Source organism: Aquabacterium sp. OR-4 (assembly GCF_025290835.2).
Classification (GTDB): domain Bacteria; phylum Pseudomonadota; class Gammaproteobacteria; order Burkholderiales; family Burkholderiaceae_C; genus Pseudaquabacterium.
Map to the genome: position 1 here is coordinate 1,330,076 of NZ_JAOCQD020000002.1, position 19,185 is coordinate 1,349,260.

Genomic DNA, 19,185 nt, shown 5'->3' on the forward strand with positions numbered 1-19,185 from the left:
CTGTTCGAACGACGGATTCAATGAACGGCCAGACGACGGTGCTTGCGTACACCCCCGCATGACCTGGCGGCATTGGGCATTTCGGCGTGGCGCTGCAATCGCTTGAGGAGTGCCCGGCCGGCAGGCCAGTTCAAAATTGATAAAAACTGCGCGCCTGGCGGATTGCATGCGCCGCCCCGGGCTTTTGGCGGCCTGCGACCGCAGGGCGCAGCCGCCGAGGCGCGGCGCTGATGGGCAAAGACCGGCGCCGCACCCGGCGCGCCAGCGCGCGGTTGATCAGCGATATGCTTCATATTGCAGTGCAGCAAAAATTGACACGCGGCTGTCAAGGCGTGCGCCCAGGATGGGGCGGCGCGTGTGCGCCGGGCGGCTGGGCGGCCCCGGCGCACCGGCTTTGCACACCCGCTGAACCGGCAGGTGCCGGCACCGCAACTGGAGTTGACAGGCCCATGAATCCCGTGATCCCGCCGCTGGCCGGCGCCTATGCCGGCGACGACGCGCTGCTGACGCTCAACAGCGGCTCCTCGTCGCTGAAGTTCGCGCTGTTCGACGCGCTCGACGAAAGCGGCCTGCCGCATGCCGACGGCCTGCAGCTGCTGCTCAGCGGCCAGATCGACGGCCTGGGCGGCGCGGTGCGCTTTCAGGCGCGCAGCGCCGACGGCACGCTCGATGCCCACGAGCAGTGGCCGGCCGCCAGCGCCCCGGCCGATGCCGGCGCCGCGCTGCGGTGGCTGATCGACTGGCTGCGCCGGCAGGTGCCCGGCCGCGCGGTGGTGGCGGTGGGCCACCGGGTGGTGCACGGCGGCCTGCACCATGCCGAGCCGGTGCTGCTGACCGACGCCGTGGTGGCCCGCCTGCAGGCGCTGGTGCCGCTGGCGCCGCTGCACCAGCCGCACAACCTGGCCGGCGTGGCCGCGGCGCGCCAGGCCTTTGGCGCGGTGCCGCAGGTGGCCTGCTTTGACACCGCGTTCCACCGCCACCACCCCTTCGTCAACGACTGCTTCGCGCTGCCGCGCCGCTTTTTTGACGCCGGCGTGCGGCGCTACGGCTTTCACGGCCTGTCCTACGAGTACATCGCGCAGCGCCTGGCCGAGCAGCATGCGCAGCAGCATGCCGGGCGCGTGGTGGTGGCCCACCTGGGCAACGGCGCCTCGATGTGCGCGCTGCAGGGCGGGCGCTCGGTGGCCTCGACGATGGGCTTCTCGGCCCTGGACGGCCTGCCGATGGGCACCCGCTGCGGCCAGATCGACCCCGGCGTGCTGCTGTACCTGATGCAGCACGAGGGCCTGGACGCCGACCAGGTGGCCGACCTGCTCTACAAGCAGTCGGGGCTCAAGGGCTTGTCGGGCGGGCTGTCGCACGACATGCGCACGCTCGAGGCGGCCGGCACGCCCGAGGCCGCGCAGGCCATCGACTACTTCGTGTTCCGCATCCGCCGCGAGCTGGGCGGCCTGGCTGCGGTGCTGCAGGGCCTGGACGCGGTGGTCTTCACCGGCGGCATCGGCGAGAACTCGGCGCTGATCCGCGAACGCGTGCTCGAGGGCATGGGCTGGCTGGGCATCCGGCTCGATGCGGCGCGCAACCGCGCCGGCGCCACCGTGATCTCCAGCGACGATTCACCGGTGCTGTGCCTGCGCCTGCCCACCAACGAGGAGGGCATGATCGCCCAGCAGACCCTGCGCACCGCCGCACTGGGCCGCCGGCCCGCGGCCGCCGCGCCTACAGCACCAGCAGCGCGCGAAAGTCGTTGACGTTGGTGAAGGTGGGCCCGGTGTGCACCAGATCGCCCAGCGCGCTGAAAAAGCCGTAGGCGTCGTGCCGGGCCAGGCTGTCGCCCGGCGTCAGGCCGGCGGCCGCGGCCCGGGCCAGCGTGTCGGGCGTGACCAGGGCGCCGGCGTTGTCTTCCACGCCGTCGATGCCGTCGGTGTCGGCCGCCAGCGCCCACACGCCCGCCTGGCCCTGCAGCGCCAGCGCCGCGCCCAGCAGGAACTCGCCCGCCCGCCCGCCGCGCCCGGGCCGGGCATGGCGCACGGTGACCGTGGTCTCGCCACCCGACAGGATCACGCAGGGCCGCGCAAACGGCTCGCCGTGGCGCGCCACGCTGCGCGCCAGTGCCGCGTGCACCTGGCCCACGCAGCGGCTCTCGCCCTCCAGGTCGTCGCCCAGCACATGCGCGGCCAGGCCGGCGGCGCGCGCCGCCTCGGCCGCCGCCTGCAGGCTCTGGCGCGGCGTGGCGATCAGCGCCACCGAGCCGCGTGCAAAGCAGGCATCGCCGGGCTTGGGGCTTTCAAACGCCGCACTCTCCAGCCCGGCGCGGGCCGCCGGCGGCAGCGCGATACCGTAGCGGTCCAGGATGGCCAGCGCGTCGGCGCAGGTGCTGGCGTCGGGCACCGTGGGGCCACTGGCGATGACCGCCGGCTCGTCGCCCGGCACGTCGCTGATCAGCAGCGTCACCACCCGTGCCGGTGCGCACAGCGCCGCCAGGCGGCCGCCCTTGACGGCGCTGAGGTGCTTGCGCACGGTGTTCATCTCGTCGATGGCCGCACCGCTGTTCAGCAAGGCCTTGTTCAGCGCCTGCTTGTCGGCCAGCGTGAGGCCGGCCGCCGGCTGGGTGAGCAGGGCCGAGCCGCCGCCGGAGATCAGGCACAGCACCAGGTCGTGCTCGGTGAGGCCCTGGGTCAGCGCCATCAGGCGGGCGCTGGCGGCCAGGCCGGCGGCGTCGGGCACCGGGTGCGCGGCCTCCACCACGGCGATGCGGCCAGGGCGTGCCGCACAGGCCGGCGGCACATGGCCGTAGCGCGTGATCACCAGGCCCGACAGCGGCGCATCGGCCGGCCACAGCGCATCCACCGCCGCGGCCATGGCGCCGCCGGCCTTGCCGGCGCCCAGCACCAGCGTGCGGCCGCGCGCCGGATCGGGCGGCACCGGCAGGAAGCCGCCCATCACCTGGGCCGGCTGGGCACGGGCCACGGCAGCATCGAACAGCGTGCGCAGCAGGGCGCGCGCCTGGGCGTCGTCGGTCGGGATGGCGGCATTCATCACATGATTGTGCCGGCAAGGCCGGCGGCGGCCCGCTGTCCGCCGCGGGCATTCAGCCCGACCCGCCCTGCGGGCTTGCAGCTGGGCGGCACCGCGCCCACCGCCCACCGCCCCTACACTGGGCGCCACGCTGCCAAACCACCGCCACGGAGGATCGCCCATGACCACCCTGCACATCGATTTCGTCTCCGACGTGGTGTGCCCCTGGTGTGCGGTGGGCCTGGCCTCGCTGCAGCAGGCGCTGGCGCGGCTGGCGCCCGAGGTGCATGCCGAGATCAGCTTCCAGCCCTTCGAGCTGAACCCGCAGATGCCGGCCGAGGGCGAGGAGATCGTGGCCCACCTGACGCGCAAGTACGGCATCGGCCCCGAACAGGTGGCGGCCAATGCCGAGGCCATCCGCCAGCGCGGGGCGGCACTGGGTTTCGAGTTCGGCGTGGGCAAGCGCACGCGCATCGTCAACACCTTCGACGCCCACCGCCTGCTGCACTGGGCCGGCCTGCTGGGCGCGCGTGAGCAGCTGGCGCTGAAGCAGGCGCTGCTGAAGGCCTATCACACCGACGGGCGCGACCCGTCCGATGCGGCCACGCTGGCCGCCGTGGCCGGCGAGGCCGGGCTTGACGCCACCGCGGCCGCCGCGGTGCTGGCCAGCGGCGAACACGCCGACGCGGTGCGCCAGGCCGCCCAGCGCTGGCTGAAGGCCGGCATCCAGTCGGTGCCGGCGGTGGTGATCGAGGGCCAGTATCTGGTGTCGGGCGGCCAGCCGCCCGAGGTCTTCGAGCAGGCACTGCGCCAGATCGCCGCCTCCAGCAGCACCATGTGCTGAGCCGCGGCGCGGCTGCTCACACGGCCGGCGCGCCGCCTTCGAGCGCAACCGCCATGCGCTCGGCCAGCAGGCGCAGCGCGTGGTCGATCTGCGCGCCTTCATCGGCCAGGCTGGCCAGCGCGGCCGGCAACGCACTGAGCTCGGCGCCCTGCTCGCTGCCCTGCACGTCACCTTGCTCGCCACCCTGCCCCTCGCCGTGCCGGTCGAGCAGGGCCAGGGCCAGGTCGGCCCGCTGTTCCACCGCCTGCAGGCGCTCGACCAGCTGGCGCGCGCCCACCGTGCCGCAGGCGCCGCGCAGCGAGTGGCAGGCGGTGCGCCAGGCGGGCAGCGTGTCGGGCTGCGGTGGCTGGCCCAGCACCGGTGCGCCGCCGCGGTAGCTGGCCACAAAGCGCCGCAGCATGCGCTCGAGGATCTCGCTCGAGCCGCCCACGTGGTGCAGCGCCAGATCGAGATCGAAGCCGGCCACCCCCAGCAGGCGCTCGGCCAGTGCCGGGTGCAGCGCAGCCCCCTGCGGCGTGGCCGACCCCGGCTCGGCCGGCGGGTGGGCTGGCGCGGCCGCCGGCCCGCCGGGGGCCGGCCCGGCCGCGGCGTCTTGCCCGGTCGGGTTGCGCAGCGGCAGCCAGCGCAGCAGCGTGGCGTACAGGCGCTGCGGGTCGACCGGCTTGGCCACGTGGTCGTTCATGCCGGCGTCCAGGCACAGGCGGCGGTCTTCACCGAAGGCATTGGCGGTCATGGCCACGATCGGCAGGCCGCGTCCCAGCTGCGCACGGATCGCGCGGGTGGCGGCCAGGCCGTCCATCACCGGCATCTGCACGTCCATCAGCACCAGGTCGTAGGGCCGGCTGCCGGCCATGTCCAGCGCCAGCGCGCCGTCGTCGGCCGTCTCGACCACCATGCCCACGGCGCGCAGCAGTTCGTCGGCCACCTCCTGGTTGGTCGGGTTGTCCTCGACCAGCAGCACGCGCTGGCCGGCGTGGCGACTGCGCAGCATGGTCTCGGCCGCCATGCCGCCGGTCTCAGGCACCACCGGCAGCGCAAAGCCGCGGTGGCGCAGCACGCGGGCCAGCGTGTCGTTCAGGCTCGAGGGCGTGATCGGCTTGAGCAGGATGGCATCAAAGTTGGCGGCGCGCGCCTGGGCCCACATCACCGCGTCGTCGAAGGCGGTCACCAGGATGGCGGGCGGCAGGCCGTCGCCCAGCAGCGCGCGGGCCCGCTCGAGCGTGGTGATGCCGTCCAGCGGCGCCATGCGCCAGTCGATCAGCAGCAGGTCGAAGGGCCGTGCGGCAGCCATCTCGGCGTCCAGGCAATGCAGGGCCTGCTCGCCGCCGGGCTCGGCGCGCACGCTCAGGCCCAGCATCTGCAGCTGGTCGGTGATGGCCTGGCGGGCCTCGGCCAGGTCATCGACCAGCAGCGCCCGCAGGCCCGCCAGCGCCACCGGCGCCGCCTGGTCGCCGGCCTCGGCGGCGCGGCCCAGCTCGGCGGTGAACCAGAAGCGGCTGCCGACGCCCGGCGTGCTGTGCAGGCCCACGTCGCCACCCATCATCTGCGCCAGATGGCGGGTCAGGGCCAGGCCCAGGCCCGAACCACCGTGGCGGCGGGTGATCGAGTTGTCGGCCTGCTCGAAGGCGTTGAACAGCGCCGCCTGGCGCTCGGCGGCGATGCCTTCGCCGGTGTCCTGCACCTCGAAGCGCAGCTGCAGCCGCGGGCCGCGCTCGGCCAGCAGCTCGCCGCGCAGCTTGACCCAGCCGCTGGCGGTGAACTTGACCGCATTGCTCAGCAGGTTGATCAACGCCTGCGACAGGCGCACCGGGTCGCCGCGCAGCCGCGCCGGCAGGTGGTCGGTGTCGAGCACCAGCTCCAGGCCCTTGCTGCGCGCCGCATCGCCGACCATCTCGAACACGCCCGACAGCAGCTCGTCGAGCGCGAACTCGGTGTCGTCCAGGCTCATCTTGCCGGCCTCGATCTTGGACAGGTCGAGCACGTCGTTGATCAGCTGCAGCAGGTGCCGCGCGGCACCGCCCACCTTGGCCAGGCGCTCGCGCTGCAGGGTGTCGCGGGCCTCGCGCCGCATCAGGTGGGTGAGGCCGATGATGGCGTTCATCGGCGTGCGGATCTCGTGGCTCATGTTGGCCAGGAAGGCGCTCTTGGCGCGGCTGGCCGCCTCGGCGCTGGCGCGCGCCGCCTCCAGCTCGACGGTGCGGCTGGCCACCAGGGTTTCGAGGTGGTGGCGGTGCTGCTCGAGCTCGAGGCCGATGCGCTTTTTCTCGGTGATGTCCTCCTGCACCGCGACGTAGTTGACGATGTCGCCATCCAGGTCGCGCAGCGGCGAGACGATGGCGTACTCGACATAGCTGCTGCCGTCGCGCCGCCGGTTGATCCACTCGCCCTGCCAGGCCTGGCCATCACCCAGAGTCGCCCACATGGACTGATAGGTTTCCTGCGGCGTCTGGCCCGACTGCAGCATGCGCAGGTTGCGGCCCTGCACCTCGTCGCGGCTGTAGCCGGTGGTGCGCACGAAGGCCTCGTTGACATACTCGACATGGGCCTGCAGGTCGGTGATGACGATGCTCTCGGGGCTTTGCTCCACCGCCAGCGAGAGCTTGCGCAGCGAGCGCTCGGCGTGCACGCGCTGGGTCACGTCCTGCAGGGTCAGCAGGCGGTCGTCGCCGATGGCCACGATCTCGCTGACGGCGATGCGCTCGCTGCCGTCCTTGCAGCGCACCGGAAACTCGTTGATGCCGCCCACGCGGCCCTGCGTGGCCGCCTGCTCGACCGCCCGCGCGCGCCGCCGCGCCATGCTGGCGCGCAGGTCGGGATCGGGGTAGGCCTGGCGCGCCCAGTCGTCCACCGTGGCGGCGTCGTCGCGGGTGTAGCCGAACACCTCGGTAAAGCGCCCGTTGACCGCCAGCACGCGGCCATCGCTTGAAACCAGCGCCTGCGGCAGCGGCGAGTTCTCGAACAGGCCGCGAAAACGCTGCTCGCCCTGGCGCAGGGTCTGGGCGGCGTGGTCGCGGGCCAGGGCGGTCTCGTCCAGGCGCTGCTGCACGCGGGCGATCTCGTGGATCTCATGGCGCGCACCGCCGGGCAGCGCCGGGATCTCGCCGGTCAGCACCGCCAGGCCCCGGGTGAGCCGGCGGCTGGCCAGGCGCCCGCCCAGCAGGCCGGCCAGCGTGGCGCCCAGCAGCAGGGCGGCCAGCGTGACGCTGGCCGCCAGCAGGGGCGCGCGCGACACCGCGGCCGGCACCACCACCGCCACCTGCCAGGGTGCCTGCCGCAGCGCGGCGGTGTAGCGCCCGCTCTGCGCCGCCACCGCGGCGCTGGCCGGAGCCCATGGCGGGGCCGCCACGCCCTGCGGGCGCTGTGCCACCACGGCGCCGACACTGTCGTGGATGGTCACGGACCAGCCCTCGGGCAGTGCGCGCTGATCCAGCCGCGCCTGGAGCTGGCGCACGTCCACCGTGGTGACCAGCAGGCGTTCGGTCTTGGCACCGCGCGTCACCGGCACGGCAATTGCAAAGATGGTGGCCCCGAGCGCCGGCGCGTGAACCAGATCGCCCGTGGCCGGCCGGCCGCTGCGCAGGGCCTCGGGCACGGCGGCGCGGCCGGCGGGGCGCAGCAGCGGCGGCAGCGGCGCGCCGGGCGGCAGGCGCGAGTTGAGCTGCACCGTGCCGTCGGCGCCTACCACCAGCAGCTGGCTGCCATGGGCCGCGACAAAACCCTGGGCATTGCGGTGAAAGGCCGGCAGGTCGCCCGGCGAGTCGAGCAGCGGCGAGGCGGCCAGCGTCTTGAGCGTGTCCATGCGCAACTGCATGGCCACATCCATGCCCGCGGCGATGGCGTTGGCCAGGCCCTGGGCATCCAGCGCCTGGCGGCGCCAGACCTCGCGCACCCGGTCCACCGCCAGCCAGCTGGCCAGCAGCACCAGCGGCAGCAGCACGCCCCAGATGATGCGCGTGACCAGCGTGCGCAGCGCCGGGCCGGAAGGCTGGCCCGGCTGCTGCCGGCTGCCAGCCGGCAGCAAATCGGTATCCCCGGACATCGTGGCGCCGTCTTCCCGGTTTTGATTGGGCTGGCGCCGATTGTGGGGGACAAGTCAGGCCCCGCCGCCCTGGGGAGAGCCCGGGCACGACGGGCCGGGTGCGGATGGGCGCGGGCGGCCGCCCGACGCCTGGCCGCGGCAGGGGCCTGACGCGCCAGCGCAGCGGCCATTGCTGCGCTGCGCTGGGCGGGGCGGGGCCGGGTTGGCCAGGTTCAGGGCCGGGTCGCGGCTTCGCCCTTGCGTGCCTTGTCGGCCTTGTCGGCCTTGTCGGCCTTGCCGGTCTTGTCGGTCTTGCCGCCCGCGCCGCGCGGGGCCGTCGCCGTGCCGGCGCGCGGCGCGGCCTCGGCCAGGCCGGCGAAGCCGCTGCCGGCCACCGTGAGCCCGGCTTGCGAGAAGCGGGCCGAGTTGCCGCTGCCGATGCCGGCCACGCGCTCCTGCAGATCGGTCCAGTCCTTGAAGGCGCCGCGCTCACGGGCCGCCAGGATCTTGCCCGACAGCGCCGGCCCGATGCCCTTCACGGTCTCCAGCTCGGCCTGGCTGGCGCGGTTGGCCTCCACCTCGGCCAGCGCCGGCGTGGCCAGCGTGGTCAGTGCGGTCACGGCGGCCAGCAGCAGGCGGGCGATGTGTTGATGGATCGACATGATGGTTTCCTTCCAGATGGGTTGCATGGCGGGTTCACGGGAGTGGGTTGGCCTGGCCAGGCGGGGCCCGCTGCCTGCGCCGGTTCGGGCACATCGCAAGGGGCTGGGTTGAATTCTGCGAACACGGCCCGGCGCCCGCACTCCCCCTGCGGTGGGGCCCGCGGAGGGCCCCCGGGGCCACCCCCGCTTGGGTGATGCGCGCCGTGGACATCCTCCCCCCCCCCCCGCCCTCCCACCCTGGCCCGGAAGAACCGCTGGCCCGCAGACCAGCGTGGGCGGCGCCAAGCCCATCACGCCCGGGTATTTGATGCCGTGGCATAATTTGCCTAGTCAACTATTGATCCAGCAACGGAATCCGACGCCACCATGCCCAACCGCCGCACCCGCCCGCTGTACAGCGGCAGCTGCTTCAACATTGGCGACAGCGTGGCCCACCAGATGGTGCGCCTGGTGGCCATGCTGCGCCGCGAGGCCGACGCGCGCATGGCGGCGCTGGACCTCACCGATGCGCAGTGGAAGCCGCTGTGGTTTCTGCACGCCGGCCGTGCCACCACGCCCAACGAGCTGGCACGCGAGATGGATGTCGACGGCGGTGCCGTGACCCGTCTGCTCGACCGCCTGGAGAGCAAGGGCCTGCTGGTCCGCACCCGCTCGGACACCGACCGCCGCGTGGTGCAGCTGGCGCTCACCGAGGCCGGCCGCGCCGCCGCCGCGCAGATCCCGCCGGTGCTGGCCTCGGTGAACAACGACTTCCTCGATGGCTTCAGCAGCGCCGAATGGCAGCAGCTGCGCGGCCTGCTCGACCGCATGCTGGTCAATGGCGAGGCCTTGTCCGGGCCGGCCACCCCCACCTCCTGAGCCCACTCTTTCAGCGATGACCCCGTCCTTTTCATCCCAGACCGCACCGCCGCCGCCCGGCCGCTGCGCGCGCGGCCTCACCTTCATCACCGCCAGCACCGCGGTGGCCGCGGCAGCCTTGCTGCTGCTGCTGGGCGGCTGCGCCAGCCCCGGCCCGCAGGCCCAGGCGCCGCTGGCGCAGCCGGTCACGGCCGCCGCCCTGGGCGCCACCGGCAGCGCCACGCCGTGGCCCGCCGAGCGCTGGTGGCAGGCCTTCGGCGATGCGCCGCTGGATGCCCTGGTGCAGCAGGCGCTGGCCGGCCAGCCGGGGCTGCGCCTGGCACAGGCACGCCTGCAGCAGGCGCGCGCCGCACTCGGCAGCGCCGAGGCCGCCCAGGGGCCGCAGGCCAGCCTGGCCATCGACATGACCGATCAGCGCTTCACCGCCAAGGGCCTGGTGCCGGCGCCGGTGGCCGGCAACATCTACTGGAACAACAGCGCCACGCTGTCGGGCAGCTGGGAGCTGGACCTGTTCGGCCGCCAGCGTGCCGCGCTGGAGGCCGCCATCGGCCAGGCCCGCGCCGCCGAGGCCGAGACCCAGGCCGCGCGCGTGCTGCTGGCCGGCAACCTGAGCGCGGCCTGGGTCGATCTGGCGCGCCAGCTGCAGCAGCGCGCGCTGGCCCAGCACGGCCTGGCGCTGCGCCTGCAGCTGCAGCAGCTGGTGGGCCAGCGCCTGGCCGCCGGGCTCGACACGCAGGTCGAGCTGCGCCAGGCCGACGGCGGCATCGCCCAGGCCCGCCTCGAGCTGGCGCAGCGCGACGAGGCCATCGGCCGCAGCCGGCGCGCGCTGGCCGAGCTGGCCGGCCTGGCCCCCGACGCCCTGGCCACGCTGAGCCCCACCCTGGCCAGCCTGCCCGCGCAGACCGTGCCCGCGGCGCTGCCGGCCGACCTGCTGGGCCGCCGCGCCGATCTGGTGGCGCAGCGCTGGCGCGTGGAGGCCGCGCTGCGCGACGTGGACGTGGCACGCGCCCAGTTCTATCCCAACATCAGCCTCAATGCCTTTGTCGGCCTGTCGAGTCTGAGCCTCGACAACTTCCTCAGTGCCGGTGCGCAAACCTATGGCATCGGCCCGGCGCTGCGTCTGCCGGTGTTTGATGGCGGCCGGCTGCGCGCCAACCTGGGCGCCCGCCGCGCCGAGGTGGACGCCGCCGTGGCCGGCTACGACAGCGCCCTGCTGCGCGCCCTGCGCGAGGTGGCCGACGAGCTGGCCAGCCTGCAGTCGCTGGCCGCCCAGACGCAGGCCCAGGCCGAGGCCAGCAGCGCCGCCGAGGCCGCGCTGGCCTTGGCCCGCCAGCGCGCCCAGGCCGGCCTGGGCACGCGCCTGGCCGTGGTCAACGCCGAGCTGGGCCTGCTGGCCCAGCGCCGCACCGATCTCGAGCTGCAGGCCCGCCACCTGGCCAGCCAGGTGGCGCTGGCCCGCGCACTGGGCGGCGGCTGGCAGGCCGCGCCCGACACCCGCATCGCACTCCAGAACACCGCACACCCATGAGCCAAGACCAAGCCCCCCGCACCGCCGCGCCAGCGGCCGCCCCCACCGCGGCCCCGGCCGCCACCGCCAACGCCACCGCCACCGCGACCACCATCACGCCGGTGCCTGCCAACCCGCGCCGCCCGGCGCTGATCGTGCTGACCGGCGCCGTGCTGCTGGGCGCGGCCGGCTACGCCAGCTGGTGGGCCCTGACCCAGCGCCACCACGAGACCACCGACAACGCCTATGTGCAGGCGCCGGTGGTGCAGGTCACGCCGCAGGTGGGCGGCACGGTGCTGGCCGTGCTGGCCGACGACACCGACGTGGTCCAGGCCGGCCAGCCCCTGGTGCGCCTGGACGCGGCCGACGCCCGCGTGGCGCTCGAGCGCGCCGAGGCGCAGCTGGCGCAGACGGTGCGCGAAGTGCGCACCCTGTACGCCAACAACGCCACACTCGACGCCACCATCCAGGCACGCGAGGCCGATGTGGCGCGCATGAAGGCCGAGCTGGGCCGCCTGCAAAACGACCTGGCCCGCGCCCAGGACGACCTGCAGCGCCGCAAGCCGCTGCTGGCCAGTGGCGCGGTCAGCGGCGAGGAACTGCAGCACGCCGAGTCGGCCGCCACCGCCGCACGCAGCGGCCAGGCCAGCGCCCAGAGCGCCCTGGCGGCAGCGCAGGCAGCCCTGGCCGCTGCCCGCGAGCAGGCCGCCGGCAACCGCGTATTGACCGAGGGCACGCAGGTGGCCAGCCACCCCAACGTGGCCCGCGCCGCCACCGCCGTGCGCGAGGCCTGGCTGGCCCAGCAGCGCACCGAGCTGCCGGCGCCGGTGAGCGGCCAGGTGGCGCGGCGCAATGTGCAGGTGGGCCAGCGCATCGCTGCCGGCACGCCGCTGATGAGCCTGATCCCGCTCGAGCAGGTGTGGGTCGAGGCCAACTTCAAGGAAGGCCAGCTGCGCCAGATGCGCATCGGCCAGCCGGTGCACCTGACGGCCGACCTGTACGGCAGCCAGGTCGAGTACCACGGCAAGGTGGCCGGCATGGGCGCCGGCACCGGCGCGGCCTTTGCGCTGCTGCCGGCGCAAAACGCCACCGGCAACTGGATCAAGGTGGTGCAGCGCGTGCCGGTGCGCATCGAGCTCGATGCCAGGGAGCTGGCCGCCCACCCGCTGCGCGTGGGCCTGTCGATGGAGGCCACGGTGGACGTGGCCGGCGCCGAGGGCCAGCCGCTGCTGGCCGCCAGCGGCACCGCCACGCCGCGCGCCAGCAGCCGCACCCAGGCCTTCGACCTGCCCACCACGGCCATCGACACGCGCATCCAGCGCATCATCGCGGCCAACCAGGGCGCGGCAGGCCCGGCCCGGGCCGACAAGGCGCCGGCCCGGCTGGCCAAGGGCTGAGGCACACGCATGAGCCAGAGCCTGACCGCCGCCACGCCCGCCCCGGGCGGCGCCGCAGCCCCGGTGCCAGCGCCGCCGGCCGGCCCGCCGCGGCCGGCCTTTGCGCCGCTCACCGGCAGCCAGCGCGTGCTGGGCACGGTGGCGTTGTCGCTGGCCACCTTCATGAACGTGCTCGACACCTCGATCGCCAATGTGTCGATCCCGGCCATTGCCGGCGATCTGGGCGTCAGCCCGGGCCAGGGCACCTGGGTCATCACCTCGTTTGCGGTGGCCAACGCCATCGCGGTGCCGCTCACCGGCTGGCTGACGCAGCGTTTTGGCCAGGTGCGGCTGTTCACCGCCAGCGTGCTGCTGTTCGTGCTGGCCTCGTGGCTGTGCGGCCTGGCGCCCAGCATCGAGGCGCTGATCTTCTTTCGCGTGCTGCAGGGTCTGGTGGCCGGGCCGATGATCCCGCTGTCGCAGACCCTGCTGCTGGCCAGCTACCCGCCGCAGCTGGCCGGCACGGCGATGGCCATGTGGGCCATGACCACCCTGGTGGCGCCGGTCACCGGGCCGCTGCTGGGCGGCTGGATCACCGACAACTTCAGCTGGCCCTGGATCTTCTACATCAACGTGCCGGTGGGCCTGCTGGCCGCGGCCATCACCTGGAGCATCTACCGCAGCCGCGACCCCGGCCCGCGCCGCGTGCCGCTCGACCGCCTGGGCCTGGGCCTGCTGGTGCTGTGGGTGGGCGCGCTGCAGCTGATGGTCGACAAGGGCAAGGAGCTCGACTGGTTCGCCTCGCCCGAGATCGTGGCCTATGCCCTGGTGGCGGCCATCGGCTTCGCCTACTTCCTGGTGTGGGAGCTGACCGAGGCCCACCCCATCGTCAACCTGCGGCTGTTTGCGCGACGCAACTTCCTGGCCGGCACCACGGCGCTGTCGGTGGGCTACGGCCTGTTCTTCGGCAACGTGGTGCTGCTGCCGCTGTGGCTGCAGCAGTGGATGGGCTACACCGCCACCTGGGCCGGCTGGGCCACCGCACCGGTGGGCCTGCTGGCCATCGTGTGCTCGCCGTGGGTGGGCAAGAACGTCGGCCGCATCGACCCCCGCCGCCTGGCCACGGTGGCCTTTCTGGGCTTTGCGCTGGTGCTGTGGATGCGCGCGCAGTTCAACGTGCAGGCGCCGTTCATGACCATCCTGCTGCCCACCGTGCTGCAGGGCGCGGCGATGGCGTTTTTCTTCATCCCGCTGCAGGCCATCACCTTCAACGGCCTCACGCCCGAGCAGATGCCGGCGGCCTCGGGGCTGTCGAACTTCGTGCGCATCACCGCCGGCGCCATCGGCACCTCGGTGTTCACCACGCTGTGGGAAAGCCGTGCCACGCTGCACCACGCCCATCTGGCCGAGGCGGTGCACCAGGGCAACCCGGCCGCGCTGCAGGCCCTCGGCGGCCTGCAAACCGCCGGGCTCACGCCCGAGCAGGCCAGCGCCACCCTCACACGGCTGATCGACCAGCAGGCCTTCACGATGGCCGCCACCGACCTGTTCCACCTGTCGTCGCTGCTGTTCCTGGCGCTGGTGGGGCTGGTGTGGCTGGCCCGGCCCAGGCGCCTGGCCGGGGCGGCGGCGGCCGACGCCGGCGGCGCGCACTGAGCCTGCCGCAGGCCGCCCGGCGGCGGCCAATGGGCACGCGGTGGCACGCGCCAGAACCGGCCGGGCCGGCACGGCAGGCCCGGGGGTGGTACAACCCTGCCCCCATGCCCGACGCCGCCCTGCCTTCGCCCGCCCCCCTCACGCCCGGCCGTGCCGGCCTGCGCGTGGCCGTCATCGGCGGCGGCCCCGCCGGGCTGATGGCCGCCGAAGTGTTGGCCGCCGGGGGCGCGCAGGTCGACCTGTTCGACGCCCTGCCCTCGGTGGGCCGCAAGTTCCTGCTGGCCGGCAAGGGCGGTCTGAACCTCACCCACAGCGAGCCGCTCGAGCCCTTTCTGGGCCGCTATGCCGCGGCGCGCCCGGCGCTCGAGCCCATCGTGCGCCAGTTCGACGCCGACGCGCTGCGCGCCTGGGCGCAGCAGCTGGGCGTGGCCACCTTCGTGGGCAGCTCGGGCCGCGTGTTTCCGGCCGACATGAAAGCCGCGCCGCTGCTGCGCGCCTGGCTGCACCGCCTGCGCGCGGCCGGCGTGGCGGTGCACACCCGCCACCGCTGGCTGGGCTGGGCACCCGGCGCCGATGGCGCCGGCGCGCTGCGCTTTGCCACCCCGGCCGGCGAGCAGGTGCACCGGCCGCAGGCCACCGTGCTGGCGCTGGGCGGCGCCAGCTGGTCCCGGCTGGGCTCGGATGGCGCCTGGGTGCCCTGGCTGGCGGCACGCGAGGTGGCCATCACGCCGCTGCAGCCCGCCAACTGCGGCTTCGATCTGGCGCCGGCGGCCGACGGCCGCATCGGCTGGAGCGAGTTCATGCGCAGCCGCTACGCCGGCCAGCCGGTCAAGCCGGTGGCCGCCAGCGTGACCGACGCCGCCGGCCACAGCCACCGCCAGCAGGGCGAGTTCGTGCTCACCGACACCGGGGTCGAGGGCAGCCTGGTGTATGCCTTCTCGGCGCGGCTGCGCGAGGCCATTGCCGCGCAGGGCAGCGCCACGCTGCTGCTCGACCTGCTGCCCAACCACAGCGCCGACCAGGTGCTGGCCGAGGTGCAGCGCCCGCGCGGCCCGCGCAGCCTGGCCACCCACCTGAAAAGCCGCCTGGGCATTGCCGGGCTCAAGCTGGCACTGCTGCACGAGCGCCTGGGCGCCGATGGCCTGGCCGATGCACCGCGCCTGGCGGCGGCGCTGAAGGCCCTGCCGCTGGTGCTGGGTGCGCCGCGGCCGATCGACGAGGCCATCAGCACCGCCGGCGGCGTGGCCTGGGGCGCGCTGGACAGCCGGCTGATGCTGCGCGCCCTGCCCGGCGTGTTCTGCGCCGGCGAGATGCTCGACTGGGAGGCGCCCACCGGCGGCTACCTGCTCACCGCCTGCCTGGCCACCGGCCGTGCCGCCGGCCAGGGCGTGCTGGCCTGGGCGGCCCAACCCTCCAACGACGCGTCCGCTGCGGGCGCCTGACGAAAGCTGCCGATGAGCACCCTCCCCAACGCCGCCGAACAGCCGACGATTGCCTGGACCGACGACGACGGCGTGTCGCACACCGCGCTGTGGCGCAGCGAGTCGGGCGCACGCCCGCCCAAGCGCGTGGTGCTGGCCGACGACACCATGAACGCCGACACCGCCTACCGCATGGCCTGCGAAGGCACGGCCCTGCTGTGGCGCGGCGATTTTCAGAACGCACGCCTGCTGCTGCAGGCCCTGGCCCGGCGCGTGGAGCGCAAGCCGCACAAGCCCAAGGCCGCCGCCGCGGGCGAAGCGCCCAAGAGCAAGCAGCAGGCCGCGGCCGACGCCTTTCACCTGCACCGCAAGGCGCAGGGCGAGCGCGCGCGCATCCTGGGCATGCTGGTGCTGCCCTTTGACGCCGACCACAGCGTGCCGCTGCGCCGCGCGCCCGATGTCAGCCAGGCCTGCCTGGAGGCGCATGGCCCGGCCGACGGTGCCTACGTGGCCTCGCTGCGCGAACTGCTGGGCCTGGTGGGCGCGCATGAGTGGCGCAAGAAGGGCGTGAAGGTCGACGCGCTGGGCGGCGCGGCCATCCACCCGCACTACGCCGTGTTCAGCCCGGTGCGCGGCGAGTACCTCGAGCTGCTGGCCGCCGCACCGCTGCCGCTGGCGCTCACCAGTGCCGGCAAGGCCGGCGTGGCCTTCGACATCGGCACCGGCACCGGCGTGGTGGCGGCCCTGCTGGCCAAGCGCGGCGTGGCCCAGCTCATCGCCACCGAGACCGATCCGCGCGCGCTGGCCTGCGCGCAGGACAACCTCAAGCGCCTGAAGCTCGACAAGAAGGTGCAGCTGCAGCCGGTGGATCTGTTTCCGGCCGCGCGCGCGGCACTGATCGTGTGCAACCCGCCGTGGGTGCCGGCCAAGCCCGCCGCGCCGGTGGAACGCGCCATCTACGACCCCGAAAGCCGCATGCTGCGCGGTTTTCTGGCCGGCCTGGCGGCCCACCTGCTGCCCGGCGGCGAGGGCTGGCTGATCCTGTCGGACCTGGCCGAGCACCTGGGCCTGCGCAGCCGCGCCGAGCTTGAGCAGTGGATCGATGCCGCCGGCCTCGAGATCGAAGGCCGGCTCGACATCCGCCCGCAGCACCCCAAGGTGGGCGATGCGAACGACCCGCTGCACCGCGCCCGCGCCCGCGAAGTCACCTCGCTGTGGCGCCTGACCGTCAAGGCCTGATCAGCGCATCGTGAACGCCACCTTGCGCTGCTGCCGCGCCGAGATCTGGGTGGTGCTGAAGCGCTCATCGGGCAGGCCCATGGCCTGATGGCTGACCTCCAGGTCGACATCGCAGCGGGCGACAACACCGCGCGCGTAGGTGGTGGTGAAGCTCAGGCGGTCGATGGCCGAGCCGATGTCCAGCAGGTAGCTCACACCGGTGGCCGTGCGCACGGTGCTGTCGGGCACGATGCCCAGCGAGCGGCTTTCGGATGCGGTGTTGCCGTTGGCATCGGTGCACTTGAAGCTGGCGTGGTGCGTGTTCACCGGCGAGGCGATGTTCAGGCTGACCGCCACGTTGCGCGCCGCCATGTCGAGCTGGGCACCCGGCGCCGGTGCCGCGATCTGGTGCGACGCCGGCAGGCTCACCGACGCGACGTACACCGTTTCACCGCGCACGAATTCGAACTGCACCGCCATCACGCCCGCGGTGGGCGTCAAGGTCGCCACATAAGGCCGCGCGCCGGTCAGCAGCACCCCCAGCGCATCAAACACGACGCTGGCCAGGCTGCTGCCCGGAATGTGGAAGGCCTGGCTGCCCTGCGCGGTCTTCAGGCGCAGGCTGTCGCCGCCGTCGAGCTCGACATTGAAGCGCAGATCACTGCCGGTGCTGAACGCGGCCTGCGCCTGCGCCTGCGTGCCGTCGCTGACCACGGCGAAAGCCGGCCGGATCTGGTTGATGGCCAGCGAACTGGACGACTTGCACGTGGTGGCGCAGGTCAGGCGCTCGGGTTGCGCCCCTGAATCGGACTCGATCCCGCCACCGCAACCCGCTGCCGCCAGCATGGCCAGGCTGGCCAGCACGCCGCCGGCCACCCGGCCCGGGCGCAGCCGCGCCCCGCCAGACCCCTGAATGTTCTTCATCCTCGCTCTCCCTTGACATCCCTGCCCACGTCAGGCGCCCGAGGCAGCAGCAAGGCCGCACTGCGTTGACGCTCAGGACGCTCGTTACTATAGATCGGCTTCCTGCGTGGTGGCCGCGCCGCTCTGCCCCCCCCTGCTACGCTGGCGACCCAAACCGCTGTTCAACGCCAACCCGGCATCCCATCCGTCCGAGCCATGAACACCCTGTCATCCCTGTTCGCGCAGAAGTCCTGGGCCAACAACGAGCTGTTCCACGTGCTGGCCAGCGTGCCGGTGGCGGCACATGGGCCGGTGCTGCACACGGCGGTGCGCACGCTCAACCACATCCGTGTGGTCGACCGCATCTTCCAGGCCCACCTGTCGGGGCAGGCCCATGCCTACACCGCCACCAACACCGAAGCCACGCCCGAGCTGGGCACGCTGCAGTTCGAGGTGGCCGAGACCGATGCCTGGTTCGAGCGGCACGTGGCCGCACTGGCCCCGGCGCAGCTGGCCGAGCGCATCCGCTTTCGCTTCACCGATGGCGACGGCGGCTGCATGAGCCGCGAAGAAATGCTGAGCCACGTGATCACCCATGGCGCCTACCACCGCGGCAATGTCGGTCAGCTGCTCAAGTCGATCGGCATGGCGCCGCCGCGCGATCTGTTCACCAAGTTCCTGCACCTGCGCGAGCCGGCACGCCGCCAGGCCTGAGCGGGTGTCTCCGAACTGAGAGGCCCCCGCTGAGGGCCGGGCATGCGGGCGAACCCCCAGCGCAAAGCAGGGGGGGCCGCAGGGGCGGTGGCCACGGTGCCCGCCGCTACACTGCGCGCACCGTCCTATGTGCCTGCCGTGATCGATCGCCTCGCCGTCCTGCCCCAGTACCTGTTGCCCAAGCAGGCGCTCACCTCGCTCATGGGCCGGCTGGCCAGCCGCCCGAGCGGCGGCCTGACCACCGCGCTGATCCGCTGGTTCATCGGCCGCTACGGCGTCAACATGTCCGAGGCCGCCAATCCCGACCCGGCCGCCTACGCCACCTTCAACGAGTTCTTCACCCGGGCGCTGAAGCCCGGCGTGCGGCCGCTGGCCGATGCCCGCCTGCTGTGCCCGGTGGATGGCGCGATCAGCCAGTTCGGCCGCGTGTCGCGCGGGCGCATCTTCCAGGCCAAGGGCCACGAGTACACCGCCACCGCGCTGCTGGGCGGCGACAAGGACCTGGCCGCGCGTTTTGCCGATGGCTGGTTCGCCACCATCTACCTGAGCCCGCGCGACTACCACCGCATCCACATGCCCTGTGCCGGCCGCCTGCGCCGCATGCTGCATGTGCCGGGCGAGCTGTTTTCGGTCAACCCGACCACGGCGCGCGCCGTGCCCGGCCTGTTTGCACGCAACGAGCGCGTGGTGTGCCTGTTTGACGACGAGGCCGGCCGGCCCTTCGTGATGGTGCTGGTGGGCGCCACCGTGGTGGGCAGCATGGCCACCGTCTGGCACGGTGTGGTCAACCCGCCGCGGCCCGGCACGCTGCGCGAGTGGCGCTACGACGACCAGGACATCACGCTGGCGCGCGGCGCCGAGATGGGCCGCTTTCTGCTCGGCTCGACGGTGGTGATGCTGTTTCCGACCGGCCCGCTGACCTTCAACCCCGGCTGGGCCGAGGGTGTGCCGGTGCGCATGGGCCAGCCGATGGTGCGGGCCTGATCCGGC

General features: G+C 73.6%; 14 protein-coding genes. 10 read left to right on the forward strand and 4 right to left on the reverse strand.

Features of this window, described 5'->3' with window-relative positions; genetic code table 11:
* Positions 1–449 precede the first annotated feature (449 nt).
* Positions 450–1,751 carry an acetate/propionate family kinase gene (locus N4G63_RS18110; protein ID WP_260787445.1) on the forward strand — a complete coding sequence of 434 codons (1,302 nt, stop codon included), beginning with the start codon at positions 450–452 and terminating at the stop codon, positions 1,749–1,751.
* Here the strand turns inward: N4G63_RS18110 and N4G63_RS18115 are convergent.
* Entirely contained in the window at positions 1,720–3,039 is a 1,320-nt protein-coding gene (locus N4G63_RS18115; RefSeq protein WP_260787444.1) for a glycerate kinase type-2 family protein, read from the reverse strand. The genes N4G63_RS18110 and N4G63_RS18115 overlap by 32 nt on opposite strands.
* Before the next feature lie 160 nt (positions 3,040–3,199).
* On the opposite strand from N4G63_RS18115, the gene N4G63_RS18120 reads away from it, so the two are divergent.
* On the forward strand, positions 3,200–3,862 hold the full coding sequence (locus N4G63_RS18120) for a DsbA family oxidoreductase (protein WP_260787684.1): 663 nt from the start codon (positions 3,200–3,202) through the stop codon (positions 3,860–3,862).
* Positions 3,863–3,878: 16 nt separating this feature from the next.
* Here the strand turns inward: N4G63_RS18120 and N4G63_RS18125 are convergent, their stop codons facing one another.
* Together N4G63_RS18125 and N4G63_RS18130 are read right to left on the reverse strand one after the other, a co-directional pair.
* Positions 3,879–7,901: a response regulator gene (locus N4G63_RS18125; RefSeq protein ID WP_314600021.1), complete on the reverse strand. Its 4,023-nt coding sequence runs from the start codon at positions 7,899–7,901 to the stop codon at positions 3,879–3,881.
* Between the two features lie 212 nt (positions 7,902–8,113).
* A complete protein-coding gene (locus N4G63_RS18130) occupies positions 8,114–8,542 on the reverse strand; it encodes a ComEA family DNA-binding protein (protein ID WP_260787443.1) in 429 nt (142 codons plus the stop codon).
* Positions 8,543–8,908: 366 nt separating this feature from the next.
* On the opposite strand from N4G63_RS18130, the gene N4G63_RS18135 reads away from it, so the two are divergent.
* The 6 genes from N4G63_RS18135 to N4G63_RS18160 all read left to right on the forward strand — a co-directional run bounded on the left by N4G63_RS18135 (position 8,909) and on the right by N4G63_RS18160 (position 16,599).
* The gene (locus N4G63_RS18135; RefSeq protein ID WP_314600022.1) at positions 8,909–9,400 is read left to right on the forward strand and encodes a MarR family winged helix-turn-helix transcriptional regulator; all 492 of its coding nucleotides are present in this window, start codon (positions 8,909–8,911) and stop codon (positions 9,398–9,400) included.
* 16 nt (positions 9,401–9,416) lie between these two features.
* Positions 9,417–10,928 (forward strand): efflux transporter outer membrane subunit, encoded by a 1,512-nt coding sequence (locus tag N4G63_RS18140; protein WP_314600023.1) that lies wholly within the window; start codon positions 9,417–9,419, stop codon positions 10,926–10,928.
* Entirely contained in the window at positions 10,925–12,304 is a 1,380-nt protein-coding gene (locus N4G63_RS18145; RefSeq protein ID WP_260787441.1) for an HlyD family secretion protein, read from the forward strand. The genes N4G63_RS18140 and N4G63_RS18145 overlap by 4 nt, the downstream gene beginning before the upstream one ends.
* 9 nt (positions 12,305–12,313) lie before the next feature.
* Positions 12,314–13,939 carry a DHA2 family efflux MFS transporter permease subunit gene (locus N4G63_RS18150; RefSeq protein WP_260787440.1) on the forward strand — a complete coding sequence of 542 codons (1,626 nt, stop codon included), beginning with the start codon at positions 12,314–12,316 and terminating at the stop codon, positions 13,937–13,939.
* A 104-nt stretch (positions 13,940–14,043) separates the two neighbouring features.
* A complete protein-coding gene (locus tag N4G63_RS18155; protein WP_260787439.1) occupies positions 14,044–15,381 on the forward strand; it encodes a TIGR03862 family flavoprotein in 1,338 nt (445 codons plus the stop codon).
* A 12-nt stretch (positions 15,382–15,393) separates the two neighbouring features.
* Positions 15,394–16,599: a methyltransferase gene (locus tag N4G63_RS18160; protein WP_314600024.1), complete on the forward strand. Its 1,206-nt coding sequence runs from the start codon at positions 15,394–15,396 to the stop codon at positions 16,597–16,599.
* Here N4G63_RS18160 and N4G63_RS18165 read toward each other — a convergent pair whose 3' ends face one another.
* A complete protein-coding gene (locus N4G63_RS18165) occupies positions 16,600–17,502 on the reverse strand; it encodes a hypothetical protein (protein ID WP_260787437.1) in 903 nt (300 codons plus the stop codon).
* Between the two features lie 195 nt (positions 17,503–17,697).
* Between N4G63_RS18165 and N4G63_RS18170 the strand changes: the two genes are divergently transcribed.
* The gene (locus N4G63_RS18170; protein ID WP_260787436.1) at positions 17,698–18,195 is read left to right on the forward strand and encodes a DinB family protein; all 498 of its coding nucleotides are present in this window, start codon (positions 17,698–17,700) and stop codon (positions 18,193–18,195) included.
* 138 nt (positions 18,196–18,333) lie between these two features.
* Entirely contained in the window at positions 18,334–19,179 is an 846-nt protein-coding gene (gene asd, locus N4G63_RS18175; RefSeq protein ID WP_314600025.1) for an archaetidylserine decarboxylase, read from the forward strand.
* Positions 19,180–19,185 lie beyond the last annotated feature (6 nt).

Excerpts from the sequence above, each read along its gene's own strand:
- N4G63_RS18110 (WP_260787445.1), top strand. The coding sequence starts at position 450 with ATGAATCCCGTGATCCCGCCGCTGGCCGGCGCCTATGCCGGCGACGAC.
- N4G63_RS18115 (WP_260787444.1), bottom strand. The coding sequence starts at position 3,039 with ATGAATGCCGCCATCCCGACCGACGACGCCCAGGCGCGCGCCCTGCTG.
- N4G63_RS18120 (WP_260787684.1), top strand. The coding sequence starts at position 3,200 with ATGACCACCCTGCACATCGATTTCGTCTCCGACGTGGTGTGCCCCTGG.
- N4G63_RS18125 (WP_314600021.1), bottom strand. The coding sequence starts at position 7,901 with ATGTCCGGGGATACCGATTTGCTGCCGGCTGGCAGCCGGCAGCAGCCG.
- N4G63_RS18130 (WP_260787443.1), bottom strand. The coding sequence starts at position 8,542 with ATGTCGATCCATCAACACATCGCCCGCCTGCTGCTGGCCGCCGTGACC.
- N4G63_RS18135 (WP_314600022.1), top strand. The coding sequence starts at position 8,909 with ATGCCCAACCGCCGCACCCGCCCGCTGTACAGCGGCAGCTGCTTCAAC.
- N4G63_RS18140 (WP_314600023.1), top strand. The coding sequence starts at position 9,417 with ATGACCCCGTCCTTTTCATCCCAGACCGCACCGCCGCCGCCCGGCCGC.
- N4G63_RS18145 (WP_260787441.1), top strand. The coding sequence starts at position 10,925 with ATGAGCCAAGACCAAGCCCCCCGCACCGCCGCGCCAGCGGCCGCCCCC.
- N4G63_RS18150 (WP_260787440.1), top strand. The coding sequence starts at position 12,314 with ATGAGCCAGAGCCTGACCGCCGCCACGCCCGCCCCGGGCGGCGCCGCA.
- N4G63_RS18155 (WP_260787439.1), top strand. The coding sequence starts at position 14,044 with ATGCCCGACGCCGCCCTGCCTTCGCCCGCCCCCCTCACGCCCGGCCGT.
- N4G63_RS18160 (WP_314600024.1), top strand. The coding sequence starts at position 15,394 with ATGAGCACCCTCCCCAACGCCGCCGAACAGCCGACGATTGCCTGGACC.
- N4G63_RS18165 (WP_260787437.1), bottom strand. The coding sequence starts at position 17,502 with ATGAAGAACATTCAGGGGTCTGGCGGGGCGCGGCTGCGCCCGGGCCGG.
- N4G63_RS18170 (WP_260787436.1), top strand. The coding sequence starts at position 17,698 with ATGAACACCCTGTCATCCCTGTTCGCGCAGAAGTCCTGGGCCAACAAC.